This is a genomic window from Hydrocarboniphaga effusa AP103 (genome assembly GCF_000271305.1).
In the GTDB taxonomy this organism is placed as follows: domain Bacteria; phylum Pseudomonadota; class Gammaproteobacteria; order Nevskiales; family Nevskiaceae; genus Hydrocarboniphaga; species Hydrocarboniphaga effusa.
Window position 1 is genome coordinate 727,779 of the sequence record NZ_AKGD01000001.1, and the last position, 13,893, is coordinate 741,671.

12 protein-coding genes are annotated in these 13,893 nt (G+C 66.2%); 1 reads left to right on the forward strand and 11 read right to left on the reverse strand.

Translation table 11 applies throughout. The features are described 5' to 3' along the window. From WQQ_RS03240 to WQQ_RS03275, 8 genes are all read right to left on the reverse strand, one after another. Entirely contained in the window at positions 1 to 636 is a 636-nt protein-coding gene (locus WQQ_RS03240) for a YjbE family putative metal transport protein (RefSeq protein ID WP_007183620.1), read from the reverse strand. 48 nt (positions 637 to 684) lie between these two features. Continuing rightward, on the reverse strand, positions 685 to 1,449 hold the full coding sequence (locus WQQ_RS03245; RefSeq protein WP_007183621.1) for a class II aldolase/adducin family protein: 765 nt from the start codon (positions 1,447 to 1,449) through the stop codon (positions 685 to 687). Positions 1,450 to 1,491: 42 nt separating this feature from the next. Next, complete coding sequence (locus WQQ_RS03250) at positions 1,492 to 2,778, reverse strand: glycerate kinase type-2 family protein (protein WP_007183622.1); 1,287 nt, start codon at positions 2,776 to 2,778, stop codon at positions 1,492 to 1,494. Between the two features lie 13 nt (positions 2,779 to 2,791). After that, positions 2,792 to 3,790, reverse strand: coding sequence for a phosphoglycerate dehydrogenase (locus WQQ_RS03255; RefSeq protein ID WP_007183623.1), 999 nt, complete (start codon positions 3,788 to 3,790; stop codon positions 2,792 to 2,794). Positions 3,791 to 3,832: 42 nt separating this feature from the next. Then, positions 3,833 to 4,138 (reverse strand): DUF4387 domain-containing protein, encoded by a 306-nt coding sequence (locus tag WQQ_RS03260; protein ID WP_007183624.1) that lies wholly within the window; start codon positions 4,136 to 4,138, stop codon positions 3,833 to 3,835. Then, entirely contained in the window at positions 4,138 to 5,520 is a 1,383-nt protein-coding gene (locus tag WQQ_RS03265) for an acyclic terpene utilization AtuA family protein (protein WP_040452926.1), read from the reverse strand. Before WQQ_RS03265 ends, WQQ_RS03260 begins: the two co-directional genes overlap by 1 nt. Before the next feature lie 176 nt (positions 5,521 to 5,696). Then, on the reverse strand, positions 5,697 to 7,781 hold the full coding sequence (locus WQQ_RS03270) for a hydantoinase/oxoprolinase family protein (protein ID WP_007183627.1): 2,085 nt from the start codon (positions 7,779 to 7,781) through the stop codon (positions 5,697 to 5,699). Between the two features lie 2 nt (positions 7,782 to 7,783). Continuing rightward, positions 7,784 to 9,463 carry a hydantoinase B/oxoprolinase family protein gene (locus tag WQQ_RS03275; RefSeq protein WP_007183628.1) on the reverse strand — a complete coding sequence of 560 codons (1,680 nt, stop codon included), beginning with the start codon at positions 9,461 to 9,463 and terminating at the stop codon, positions 7,784 to 7,786. Between the two features lie 179 nt (positions 9,464 to 9,642). On the opposite strand from WQQ_RS03275, the gene WQQ_RS03280 reads away from it, so the two are divergent. After that, positions 9,643 to 10,539 carry an amidohydrolase family protein gene (locus WQQ_RS03280; RefSeq protein WP_007183629.1) on the forward strand — a complete coding sequence of 299 codons (897 nt, stop codon included), beginning with the start codon at positions 9,643 to 9,645 and terminating at the stop codon, positions 10,537 to 10,539. A 79-nt stretch (positions 10,540 to 10,618) separates the two neighbouring features. On the opposite strand, the gene WQQ_RS03285 is transcribed toward WQQ_RS03280, so the two are convergent. From WQQ_RS03285 to WQQ_RS03295, 3 genes are all read right to left on the reverse strand, one after another. Then, complete coding sequence (locus tag WQQ_RS03285) at positions 10,619 to 11,374, reverse strand: SDR family NAD(P)-dependent oxidoreductase (protein WP_040452928.1); 756 nt, start codon at positions 11,372 to 11,374, stop codon at positions 10,619 to 10,621. A gap of 72 nt (positions 11,375 to 11,446) precedes the next feature. Next, positions 11,447 to 12,775, reverse strand: coding sequence for an MFS transporter (locus tag WQQ_RS03290; RefSeq protein ID WP_007183631.1), 1,329 nt, complete (start codon positions 12,773 to 12,775; stop codon positions 11,447 to 11,449). A 28-nt stretch (positions 12,776 to 12,803) separates the two neighbouring features. Beyond that, a complete protein-coding gene (locus tag WQQ_RS03295) occupies positions 12,804 to 13,880 on the reverse strand; it encodes a tartrate dehydrogenase (RefSeq protein WP_007183632.1) in 1,077 nt (358 codons plus the stop codon). Positions 13,881 to 13,893 lie beyond the last annotated feature (13 nt).

Genomic DNA, 13,893 nt, shown 5'->3' on the forward strand with positions numbered 1-13,893 from the left:
TCATCCTTGCATGGGAAACGAAAACCCGATGAGCTCGCCCGCGCCCGCGATGATCATGCGCAGCGCGACGAACAGAACGGCCGCGAGCCCGAGGTAGCCGATCCAGCGGTACCGGTTGAGCAATATGGCGATCGCATTCGCGGCCAGGCCCATCAGCACGATCGACAGCAACAAGCCGAAGGCCATCATCGCCGGATGCTGGCTTGCCGCTCCGGCGACGGCGAGCACGTTGTCGAGGGACATCGAGATGTCCGCGACGAGAATCTGCAGCACCGCTTGCAGCGGCGTCTTGGGCACAGGCGATGAAGCGGCCTGAAGTTCGTTCGTCGGCGCATTCACCGTCCGCAGATCGCCCCCCATCTTCCAGCAGACCCACAGCAACAGCAGGCCGCCCACCAGCAGCAGGCCCTTGATCTGGAGCAGCTGCACGGTCATCAGCGCGAACACGATGCGGGCAATGACCGCTGCGACGAGCCCGATCAGGATCGCCCGTCGCCGATAGCGGGCTTCGAGTCCGGCGGCGGCGAGCCCCACCGCGATCGCGTTGTCTCCGGCGAGCACGATATCGATCAGCAGCACCTGCACCAGCGCTCCGGCCGCAGCGATCCATTCGGGTGGCAGCGTCATCAGTTCCATGCGACGGGTCTTGTAGCGAAGGCGATCGAGACCGCCACTCGGCCTTCATCAATTGCGATACGACGGATCCTTGCGATCCAGGCGCCGCAGCAGCCCCGGCCAGACCAGCCCGCCGCCCGCACCGCGGGTGACCTGCCTGGCCTGCGCCTGGGCCGTCGAAATGATCTGCGGATGGATCGGCACGAGCTCGGCGCCTCCGGCCTGCGCGCGCACCTGGATCATGCAGGCGGCCTCGAAGAAATACATGGAGACGAAGGCATCGGCGATGCTGCCGCCGATCGTCAGCAGGCCGTGATTGCGCAGCATGTAGAAGTTGGCCTCGCCGAGGTCTTGCACCAGCCGGGGCTTTTCGTCGTCGCGCAGCGCAACACCTTCGTAATCGTGCGTGGCGAACGAAGACAGCACGAAGATGCTCTGCTGCGACAGCGGCAGCAGCCCGCCTTTCTGCGCACTCACGGCGACGCCGTTGATGCTGTGCACGTGCAGCACGCATTGCGCATCCTCGCGGGCGGCGTGTATCGCGCTGTGAATGGTGAAGCCGGCCGGGTTGATGTCGTCCGGCGAGTCCATCACCTTGCGGCCGTGAAGATCGACCTTGACGAGCGACGACGCGGTGATCTCCTCGAACATCCAGCCGTAGGGATTGATCAGGAAGTGGTGATCCGAATTCGGAACCCGCGCCGAGATGTGCGTGAAGACGAGATCGTCCCATCCATGCAGGGCGACGAGCCGGTACGCGGCCGCCAGGTTGACGCGCGTCTCCCACTCTTCCGCGCTGACCATCGAACGAACATCGCGATCCGCTGTGCTCATCTCATTCTCCTCGTCTTTGTGTGTTTCGGGCCGCCGGCCCGCTCAGGCTTCGATCAGCACGGCCCTGAAGTCGTTGACGTTGGTCAGCGTCGGGCCGGTGACGATCGAATCGCCCAAGGCTTCGAAGAAGCCATGCCCGTCATTCTGCTCCAGGTGCTCCCGGGCGTTGAACCCGAGCCGGCGAGCGCGGGCCAGCGTGTCGGGAGCCAGATAGGCGCCGGCGATCTCGCGCGCGCCATCGACTCCATCGGTATCGCCCATCAGGGCATGCACGCCCGGATGTCCATCGAGTGCGAGCGCCATCGACAACAGGCATTCCACGTTGCGCCCGCCGTTGCCGTTGCCGCGCACCGTCACCGTGGTCTCGCCACCCGACAGCAGCACGCAGGGCCGCTCGAACGGCTGGCCGTAACGTGCCACCTGGCGTGCGATGCCCGCGAGCACCGTGCCGACGTCGCGCGACTCGCCTTCGATGTCGTCACCGAGAATATGAGCCGCAATGCCGGCGTCGCGCGCGACTTTGGCGGCGGCTTGCAACGCCAGCTGCGGAGTGGCGATCAGGCGCGTCTGGCTGCGCGCCAGGCGCGCGTCCCCCGGCTTGATCGACTCGCCGCGTCCTTCTTCGAGCGAGGCGGCGACCTCGCGCGGCAGTTCGATCTCGTATCGACGCAGAATCTCGAGCGCATCGGCGCACGTGGTCGGATCGGCCACGGTCGGGCCGGAGGCGATGTCGATCGGCCGATCGCCCGGAACATCCGAGATCAGCAGGCTCAGCACGCGGGCCGGATAACAGGCGGCGGCCAGCCGGCCGCCCTTGATCGCGGACAGATGCCGGCGCACGCAATTGATCTCGCTGATCGTCGCGCCGCTGCCGAGCAATGCGCGATTGATCGACTGCTTGTGCTCGAGCGTGATTCCGGGCGCCGGCAGCGACAGCAGCGACGAGCCGCCGCCCGAGATCAGGCACAGCACCAGATCGTCTTCGCCAAGCCCACGCACCCGTTCCAGCATGCGTTCGGAGGCGCGAACACCGGCCGCATCCGGAACCGGATGCGCGGCTTCGACGACTTCGATCGACCGGCATGGAACGCCGTGGCCATAGCGCGTCACGACGAGCCCGCCGAGTTCGCCGGGCCAATGGTCTTCGACCGCGCGCGCCATCGCTGCCGCGGCCTTGCCGGCCCCGATGACGATCAGCCTTCCACGCGGAGCCGGCGGAAGCTGCGGGGGCACGCAACGCGAGGCTAGAGCACTCGCCACGGCCGCATCGAACATGCGCTTGAGCAACTGCGCCTGCGGCGAACGCTCGGCTGCCGGTGCGAGGCTCATCCGATATCCACTTTCAGCGGCGCCCGTCCGCGACCACGCACTGCGCCGGCGGCTGCGCTCCATCGAGCACGGCGACGACGCATTGCGCCGCCACCCAGTTGGTGCGATCGAGCCCTTCGCGCGTCGAGGCGCCCGAATGCGGCTGCGCGATCACGTTCGGCAAGGCCGCGAGTTCGCGAGTGACATCGGCATACGAAGGGTCGGACTCGCTCATGAAGACATCGAGCCCCGCTCCGGCGAGCCGCTGGCTCTTGAGCGCTTCGAGCAGATGACGGTCTTCCACGAGCCCGCCGCGCGCGGTGTTGATCAGAAACGCGCTCGGCTTCATGAGCCGGATGGTCTGGTCGCGAATCATGAAGCGGGTTTCGGCCGTCAGGGGTGCATGCAGCGTAACGTAGTCGCTCAGCGCGAGCAGCGTTGGCATGTCGACGTACTGCAGGTCACCGGACTGCATGAGCGCTTCGTCGCGTCTCGGCGCATGGATCAGGATTTCGGCATCGAAGGCCCTGAGCCGCTTGAGCACGCTCGCCCCGATGCGGCCGACGCCGACGACACCGACCGTCTTGCGATACAGATCGGTGCCGAGCGGAATCGCCAACGATCCCTGGGCCACGTTGGCCTGTCCTTCGCGAAAGCGCCGGCCGAGCGCGAGCATCATGCCGATGGCCTGGTCGGCGACCGTCGCATCGTTGCCTCCGGCGGCGATGGTGGCGACGCGGCCGAGATCGCGTATTGCCGCGACGTCGACGCGCTCGTAGCCGACACCGCGGCGCGAGACGACGCGCAGCTGCGGCAATGCCGTGAGCAGTTCGCGCGTCACCCGCGCATGCCCGACGATCCATCCCGCCGCGCCGTCGAGCCAGCGCAGCAGCGTCTCGACCGGCACATCGCCGTCGCCCTTGCCGGCCGGAAGCTCGGCGATGATCACTTCGCAGCCTTGCGATTGCAGATACGCAATCGTCTTTTCATCGAAGAACCGCTGCGTCACCACGACCCTGCGCGCACTGCTCATGCATTCCACTCCATTCCGACTGAACCCGATCGCACGAGCGCGCTAGAGCTCGACGCCGAGCAAGCGCACGTATTGCTGTCCGCAGTGCATGTCCCGTTCGATCATGCCGCCCTGGGGCGAGGTTCTCGGATACGAAATCTTCACCACGTTGAGACTGGCGACGGAGAAGCGCTTCACGAGCCTGGCATCGGTGCCGTACAGGGCCGCGATGCGATCGGGCTGCAAGGCCGGGCTCTCGCTGTATTTGGCGAAGTTGTCGGGGCCGTCGAAGAACAGATCGATGGTGACCCAGAACGGTCCGGCGGCCTTGGAGCGCAAGTGGCGGCAGACATCTTTGATCGTCGGCATCACGCGGCCTCCGCCTGTTTGAGGTCGACCCATCTCGTGCGCACGAGCTCCATCGGATCCTCGGTTTCGATGACGTGGTTGAGCTTGAATTCGTAGACCGCGCCGCGCTCGATGTCGGCCGGAGAGAACGCGAACCCGTACGAGGGCAGCTCTTCGTCCATGTTGATCGGATAGTGGAAGAAATACGGATTGCAGGCCTTGGCGATCTGCGTCGCCATCTCCTGCGTATCGGCGGTGGCGACGAACAGCACACCGACCTCGCGCGGCGGCGGCGTGCCGGGCGGCGGCTTGTCGCCGGATACGGCGTTCCAGCCGTACATGCGCAGCGAAATGTGGAAGTCGCCAGCGGCCGCGCCGATCGTGCGACGCGTGCGCTCGTACAGGGCGGCCAGCATCTTGTCGTGGAATTCGTCGATGCGATGCAGCACTTCCGGATCCTGGATGCCGACGAGCATGGTGGTCTGGTAGCGGCCGCGGCCTGCACCCTCGAGCTTCATCGTGTAGGGCATCGGCTCCCAGACCGAGCCCGTCACCTTCACCACGCGCGGGCTGATCTGTTCGTAGACCGACGCGGTCACGTTGAGCACGCCGCCCGGCTCGGTCAGACGGAACGGATCGCTGTTCTCGTAGAGCATGTGCGCCGATACGCTTTGCGGGCTGCAGCGGAACGACGTGTTCAGCGGCTCGGCTTCGAAGCCATCTTCACCGATGCTGATGAGCACGCCCGCGCCACCACGCTCCACCGAGCACTGGGCGCCGCATTCGGCGATCTTGGCGGCGTGCCACGACGCGCCCTGCGGCGCGCCCTTCATGAGCGCGTAGCAGGCGATGACCGCGGTGTCGGTGGTGCGGCCACCGAGGATGATGTCGGCACCGCCCTGCAGCGCCGCGACGTAGGGCTCCGGTCCCATCACCGCCACGATGTGATCGCAGGCGTCGATCGTGCTGTCTTCGAGCGCGCCGAGCGGCGGCAGCGGGCGAATCTTTCCGGCCGCGTTCTTGCCCTTGAGCACTGCCTTGTCCTGCTCGGAATACAGCACCGCGATGCGTGGCTCGATCGCGAGTTCGCGCGCGATCTCGAGCACGATGTCGAGCGTCCAGTCGACGTTCTTGTCGCCACCGGCCTGGCCGCTGGTTCCGACGATCAGCGGAATGCGCGCTTCGGCGCCCGCCTTCATGAGAATCGCCAGATCGCGCTTCACCGCGCCGCGATTGTTCTTCGACATTCCCAGGGCCAGATAGGCCGCGCCGCTATCGGTGGAGCCGGCATCGGTGGCGATGGCGTGCGCACCCTGGGAGATGCCGTAGCGCACTTCCGCCTCGTCTGCGCCTGCGCCGAGGCTGCCGGTCGGAACGAGGATCTTGATGGGATTCTGGAGCATGGAAAACAGTCACCTCGATGGCCGCGGCGAGCCGGAAAAAGCCGGCCAGCGTTGGGCATTCTATTTTTTGAGTTCAATAAGTCAACGTTTTGGATTCAATTTTACCGGGCCCGACCGTGTCCGCAGCAGACGGCGCTAGAACCGAAAGACGGCCTGCCGCGATCGTGCGCAGCGTGCTAGGACGGTTCGCTGATCTCGGCGACGAGGTTCAGCTGCGCGTCGACGCCGACCACGCAATCCGGCCCGACGCTGAAGGACGATTCGCGCTCCTCGAACACCGCAGGGCCTCGAATGCGATCGCCCGGCTTGAGCGCATAGCGGTCGTAGACCGCCGCGAGCCGCTCGCCCCAGCCGGCGAAATGGATCAGCCGCTCGCCGCGCAGCGCCGGCGTGTCGACGAGCGAATAGGCCAGGCTGATGTCGCGCCCGGGCAAGCGGGCCGAGACGCGCCAGTTGACGATCTCCACGGGCAGATCGCCGATGCTGTGATCGAAGCGCGCGGCATAGGCAGTGTCGAAGGCGTCGCGAATGCCGCTCGCGAGCTCGGGCGACAGCGCGCCGTCGGGCAATTCGACCTCCACTTCGAAGCCCTGTCCGACGTAGCGCATGTCGGCCGAGCGGGTGACGAGGATCTCCGCCTCGCGGCCACCGGCCTTCAGCAGCAGGCGGCGCGCACGCGCTTCCATGTCGCCGTAGAGCGATCGCACGCGGCTCCAGTCGACCCTGGACAGCGGCGCCGCATAGCCGCGCACGTCGTCGACGGCCGGCGCCGCGACCAGAAAGCCGAAAGCCGAAATCACGCCGGCGCCCATCGGCACGATCACGCGGCGCAGCTTGAGCAGCTTGGCGAGCGCATACGCATGCACCGGGCCCGCGCCGCCGAAAGCCATCAGCGCGTACTGGCGCGGATCCCTTCCCTTCTCGGCCAGATGCATGCGCGTCGCCGCCGCCATGCTTTCGGTGACGATCTGCTGGATGCCCACCGCCGCGGCTTTCGTATCGATCCCGAGCGGCTGCGCCAGGCGCTCGGACAGGGCCCGCTCGACCTGCCCGAGCGACAGCGCCATTTCGCCGCCGAGGAAGAAATCCGGATTCAGATAGCCGACGACGAGGTCGGAATCGGTGACCGTGGGTTCGGTGCCGCCCCGGCGATACGCGACCGGCCCCGGAACCGAGCCGGCGCTGCGCGGCCCGACTTTCATGAGCCCGAGTTCGTCGATCGCGGCGATCGAGCCGCCGCCCGAGCCGATCTCGATCATGTCGACCACGGTGAGCCGCAGCGGCAGGCCCGAGCCCGGCTTGAACTTGTCGAGACGGCCCGCCTCGAACTCGTGCTTGATGTGCGGATTCCCTTGCTCGACCAGGCACATCTTGGCGGTGGTGCCACCCATGTCGAACGAGATGATCCTGTCCTCGCCGATGTTGCGGGCGAGAAAGCCGGCCGCCATCGCGCCGGCGGCAGGGCCCGATTCGAGCAGGCGCACCGGAAAATTCTTGGCCTCCTCGATCGTGGTGATGCCGCCGCTGGACAGCATGATGTAGAGCTCGCCATCGAAGCCGATCTTCGCCAGATCGTTCTCGAGCCGATCGAGATAGCCATGCACGCGCGGCTGCACGTAGGCGTTCACGCAGGCGGTGTTGGTGCGCTCGTATTCGCGGATCTCCGGCGCGACCTCGGACGACAGCGTGACCAGCAGTTGCGGATACACCTTGTGGATGAGTTCGCGCGCGCGCAGCTCGTGCGCCGGGTTGGCGTACGCATGCAGGAAGGCGATCGCCAGCGCTTCGATCTCGTGCTCCTCGACGAGCCTGCGCGCCGCCTCGAGCAAGGCTTCCTCGTCGAGCGGCGCATGCTCGCTGCCGTCGACGCGCAGGCGTCCACCGACGCCGAGCCGGCGCTGCCTCGGCACGATCACGGCCGCGGGCTGCGCGTAGAGATCGTCGACGTCGTAGCGGATCTCGCGGCCCATCTCGAGCACGTCGCGAAAGCCTTCGGTGGTGATCAGCCCGACGCGCGCACCGGTTCTTTCGAGCACCGTGTTGGTGATCAGCGTGGTGCCGTGGATGATGCTGTGCACCTGCGCGATATCCGTCGCGGTTTCATCGAGCAGGCGCTGCACGCCTTCGACGATGGCCCGGCTCGGCGCCTCGGGCGTCGTCAGGCGCTTGCCGGTCCAGGTCAGCGCGCGAACGTCGTCGTGCAACACCAGGTCGGTGAAGGTGCCGCCGATGTCGACACCGATTCTCGTGGTCTTTTCCATGGTTATCGGCCTCCCGCTGCCGCGGGCTCGGCCGCGGCGAGATCGAAGCCGTAATCGCGCAGCGCGGCTTCGGCGGTGATGAATCCGGCATCAAGATCGCGCGCGATCGCTTCGCGCTCGCGTTGAGCCGGCAAGCCGTAACCGCCCCCGCCCGCGAACGACAGCGTAACGCGCGCTCCCGCGGGCATCGGCGAAATCGACTTCAGGCTCGGCACGACACCGTGACCGAACTCGGCGCGCGCGCTGGCGCCCGCGCCGCCACCGAGCACGCCGAGCGCCGGATGCCGTTCGCGATCGCCCAGCAGCACGACGCGCAGCGGACGGCCCGCGATGTTCTCGACCTCGATGTCCTGTCCCAGTCCGCCGCGATGGCGGCCGATGCCGCCGGAGTCGCTGCGATATTCCTTCTTCACGAACAGCAGCGGGGCGACGGCTTCGAGCGCCTCGATGCTGCCGCTGCCCGAATTCGACGGGAACGCGGTCGTCGCCAGCCCGTCGTGACGCGAAGACGCGCCCATGCCCGCGCTCGCGAACAGGATCAGCGAAAACGGCTGCCGCTCCTGCGTTTCACCCGAGAACTGCACGCGCAGCGCCGGCGCACCGCCGCTGTCGGCGATGATGTGCTCGGGCAGCACGGCCGCGAGCGCCTGGTAGATGACGCAGGACAGCAGATGCCCGGTCAGATGCCGCGCCATCACCGGCGCCGGAAAGTTGGCGTTGACGATGGAACCGGCCGGGGCCGTCACCGTGATCGGCTTGTACGAGCCTTCGTTCCGGCGCGTGTGCGGATCGAGCAGGATCTTGACCGGATAGATCGAGTACGCGGTGGTGTAGTTGATCGTGCAGTTGATCGCATGCCGCACTTGCGGAGAGCTGCCGCTGTAATCGATGCGCATCTGGTCGCCGGCGACGGTGACCGCGCATTCGATATGCGTGGGCTGGCCTTCGATGCCGTCCGCATCCAGCGACGAGCGATAGACGCCGTCGGGAATCGCCGCGATGGCCCGGCGCATCACCTGCTCCGACTTCGCATGCACCGCATCGGAGATCGCGTGCAAATCCGCTTCGCCGATTTCCTCCAGGAACTCGGTCAGGCGGCGCCGGCACACCTCGTGCGCCGCCATCTGCGCCTCGAGATCGCCGAGCACCTGGCCCGGCAAGCGGACGTTGCCGAGCAGCAGATCGAGCATGCCGTCGTTGCGCTCGCCGCCGCGCAGCATGTGCACGGGTGGAATCAGCACGCCTTCGGAAATGAGCTCGGTCGCGCCCATCGTCGGGGTGCCGCCGATGTCCGGCGCGTGCGCCGCGGTGCCGGCGAAGCCGATCAGTTCGCCGCGATGGAAAATCGGCGACAGCATCGCGATGTCGGGCAGATGCCCGGTCGCGATCCACGGATGATTGGTGATGACGCAATCGCCCGCGCGCCAGGTGTCGAGCGGAAACTTGCCGAGCACATGACGTGTCATGACGCCCATCAGCGCGGCGAAGGCCGGAATGCCGGCCCGGCATTCCGCGACGGTCTCTCCGCGCGCGTTCAACAGCACGACGGTGTAGTCGTTGGCCTCGCGGATGATGGTGGAAAACGCGGTGCGCAACAGCGTGGTCGCGGATTCATCCACGATCGCGACCAGTCGGCTCCACCAGATTTCCAGCGTGATCGGATTGATCTCGGCACGCGGCATCGATTCTCTCTCCAGGCATGACGTCTTGTGTAATGCGGGAACGGCTCGCCAACGGGCTGCGTTCTCGATATTCGGGCAGCTTACATAATTGAATCCAATTTAACAAATTATTGGATTCAATTATGCTGACACCGACACGCTTGCCGCGTGAATACCGATTCCATACGAGAGGAGAAGCCATGCAGGCTCATTCAACGACGGTTACAGGAGAAGAGTTGCGCGCACCGCATTCGACGGGCACGGCCCCGCCACGAACCGCGGCGCCGATCGATGCGACCGACTGTCACCATCACATCTTCGATCCGCGCTTCCAGAAGTACGGCGAGATCTACGTGCCTTCGGCGACGGTTGCCGAGTACCAGCTGTTCAAGCGCCGCCTCGGACTGTCGCGCTCCATCGTCGTCGCACCGTCGAACTACGGCACCGACAACAGCTGCCTGATCGATGCCTTGCAACAGCTCGGAACGACCGCCGCACGCGGCGTGGCTTACGTCGGCCCGCAGGTTTCCGACGACGAGATCAAGCGGCTGCACGAGCATGGCGTACGCGGGCTGCGCATCTATCTCGACAAGAACCAGGTTCCGACGCACGAGCAGGTTCGCACGCTCGGCAAGCAGGCCGCCGATCAGGGATGGTCGCTGCAGTTCGTCGGCACCGCGCGAACGGAAATCTTCGTCGAATGGCAGGACAGCATCCTCAACCTGCCCTGCTCGAGCGTGATCGATCATTTCGGCTGGCTGCCGCAGCCCGCGGGCGTGAACAGCAAGACTGCCCAAACGCTCTACAAGCTGCTCGACAGCGGCAAGGTCTACGTCAAGCTCTCGGGCTTGTACCTGTCATCCGCGATCGGCTATCCGACCTACTCGGATCTCGACGAAGTGGCGACGCGCTTCATCACGCTTGCGCCGGAGCGCATCATCTGGGGAAGCGACTGGCCGCATCCGATGGCAATGGGAAAGCAGCAGATGCCCGACGGCGCGATGCTGTTCGATCGGCTCGCACAATGGGCGCAGCGCGACGAGGTCTTCCAGCAGATCCTCGTCGGCAATCCCGATCGGCTCTACTGGGCCGACTGAGGCGATCAGCGAGACGCTGAGTTAAAGACCGCGCGCCCTACAGCCCTGCCTCTCGACGGAAGCAGGGCTGTACGCCGGCCTAGAAAGCGAAGCGCCGGAAGCTGCCGTCAACCGGCAATACCACGCCCGATACGTAGGCGGCCTCGCTGGAGACGAGAAACAGGGCCGCGGCCGCGAGTTCCTCGGCCTCGCCGAGACGGCCCATCGGCAACTGCTCGGCATAGCGGCGCTCGTCGTCCGGGGTCGGCAGCCTGCGCATCAGTTGTTCGCTGCGGATGCGTCCGGGCTGGATGCAGTTGAGCGTCACGCCGTTGCGGGCGACCTCGAGGGACACGCCCTTGGACCAGGCGTGCAAGGCGGCTTTCGCAGGGGTCGAGGCGCTCAGGAACTGCGGTTCGGAAGTGCCGGTGATCGACACGACACGGCCCCAGTTCCGCGCGCACATGCCCGGGAGCAGTGCATGCGTCAGTTCGCGCGGAGAGAAGAAGCCGATCTGCATCGCCTCGTTCCACTCCGCGTCGGGACTCTGCAAGGCGATCGGACGGCTCGCGCCGCCGGCGTTGACCAGGATGTCGATCGCTCCACCCGCGAGGTCCACAGCCGCGGCCGCCAGGCTGCGGGACGCGCCCGGTTCCGCCATGTCGAAGCCCAGGCTATCGATCGGCCGGCCGCCGGCCGATTGCGCCTGCTCCGACAGCGCGTCGATCAAGGCGCTCCGCCGCGCCGCACCGATGACGCGGACACCCGCCAGCGACAGCGCCAGCGCGATCGCGCGACCGATGCCCTGGCTTGCGCCGGTGACCAGCGCGGTTCGTCCCTCGAAAGTCAGTTTCATGCTCACCCAGGCTCCTCGTGATCGGCCACTTTCAGCCCAAGCGTGCGAGTCGGCCTGAGCCGATTCGCCGGATCAGGCGGTGCGCGCAGCGGGTTCCGGCAAGGCGCGGCGGAATACGCCGCGCCCACCGAGCAAGGCCAGCGTCGCGATCGCGAACGACACCGGCAGGACCACGCGCATCGACAAGGCGATCTTGGACGGGTCCATGAACACGTGGTCGTTCAGCACGCCGATCATCAAGGGACCGACGGTCGACGCGAACAGCATCGTCGTCAGCGAATACAGCGCGGTGGTCTGCGCGCGCATGCGGTTCGGTACCAGTTCGGCGAGTGCGGCCTGGCACAGGCTGAAACCCGATCCGATCAGGAAATTGAGCATCGCAGCGCCGACCAGCGCCAAGCCCGCCCACTGCAGCGTGAGCGCCAGGCTCGCCAGCACGCTGATCGCGGCGGCCCAGCCGCCGACCACGAACTTCGCATCCCTTGCGCCACGTTTGGCGATCGCATCGTTCAGCAGGCCGCCGGAGATCGCACCGACCGGTCCCATGATCAGGGTCAGGACGCCCAGCCAGATCGCCGCGTTTCCGGGCGCCCATTCGTGGGTGCGCACGAACAGGGTCGGGGCCCAGGATTGAATCGTCTGTCCGGCGACCGACATCGAGCCGAAACCGACGATCGCGGCGCCGATCGCATAGCGCTGGCGCTTGAAGACCTCCCAGACTTGCTGGGACGTGTACGGCGCTCCCGCGACTTCACCGCTGTCGTTGCGACGCATCGGTTCCTTGACGAACAGCAGCAGCGGAATCAGCACGTAGCCGAGTCCGCCGACGACCACGAACACGACACGCCACGGCGTCAGATCTCCGAGCACGGGCAGCGAGACCACCGTGGTCCCGAGCAGCTTGAGCAGGAATCCGCCTCCGCCGAGCGCCAGCGCCGCGCCGAGATACGCGCCGATCGAATAGAGGCTGATCGCCCGCACGCGTCGCCGCGGTTCGAAATAGTCGGACAGGATCGAGACCGCGCACGGAAACACGATCGCCTCGCCGACCGCGGTCATGATGCGGGCCGCGAACAGTTCCGGAACCGTGCGCGCGAGCCCGCAGAACACGGTCGCCGAACACCAGACCAGCGCGGCGATCATCAGCAGGTTGCGGCGATTGCCGCGGTCCGCGAGCCGCGCGAGCGGAAACAGGAACAGACAATAGAACACGCCGAAGGCCGCGCCTTGCAGCAGGCCGAAAGTGGTATCGCTGATGCCGAACTCGTGCTCGATCGGCCCGACCACCGTGGATAGCAGCGCACGATCCATGTAGTTGAACGCGTACGTCAGCATCATCACGAAGCAGACATACCAGGAATAGGAATCGACGCGCGGACCGCCGGACACACTGGATTTCATGCGTGGGCTCGTTGAAGGTGAAGCCGGCTCACTCGACTGCGTCCGCGATCGCCTGGCCACAGGCGATGGTTCCGGCCGGCCCGCCGAGATCGCGCGTGCGCAGCGCAGGTTCGGCGAGTACGCGCTCGATCGCCGAGACGATCGCGGCGGCGGCCTCGCGTTCGCCGAGATGATCGAGCATCAGGGCGGCCGACCAGATCTGTCCGACCGGATTGGCGATCCATTTTCCGGCGATGTCGGGCGCCGAACCGTGCACGGGTTCGAACAGCGACGGGAACACGCGCTCGGGATTGATGTTGGCCGCCGGCGCGATGCCGATGGTGCCCGTACACGCGGGCCCGAGATCCGACAGGATGTCGCCGAACAGATTCGACGCCACCACCACGTCGAACCAGTCCGGGTGCTGCACGAAGTGCGCGGTGAGAATGTCGATGTGGTACTTGTCCCAGCGCACGTCTGCATACTGCGGCGCCATCGCCTCCACGCGCTCGTCCCAGTACGGCATGGTGATCGAAATGCCGTTGGATTTGGTCGCCGACGTGAGATGCTTTTTCTCGCGCCGCTGTGCGAGCTCGAACGCGTACTTGAGCACACGATCGATGCCCACTCGCGTCATCACCGTTTCCTGCATCACGATCTCGCGATCGGTGCCCGGAAACATGCGGCCGCCGATCGACGAGTATTCGCCCTCGGTGTTCTCGCGCACCACGTAGAAATCGATGTCGCCGGGCTTGCGCCCGGCGAGTGGACTTGGAACACCCGGCATGAGCTTGACCGGACGCAGGTTCACGTACTGATCGAACTCGCGCCGGAACTGGATCAGCGAGCCCCACAGCGAGATGTGATCCGGCACCGTCTCCGGCCAGCCCACGGCGCCGAAGAAGATCGCATCGTGGCTGCCGATCTGCTGCTTCCAGTCCGCGGGCATCATCGCGCCGTGGCGCAGATAGTATTCGCAGGAGGCGAAATCGAAATGGTCGTACTCCAGGCCGAAGCCGTAGCGCCTGGAGACGGCCTCCAGCACGCGAAGGCCTTCGGGAACCACTTCCTTGCCGATGCCGTCGCCGGCAATGACGGCGATTCGATGCCTGCGGACTGTACTCATGCAATTGTTCTCT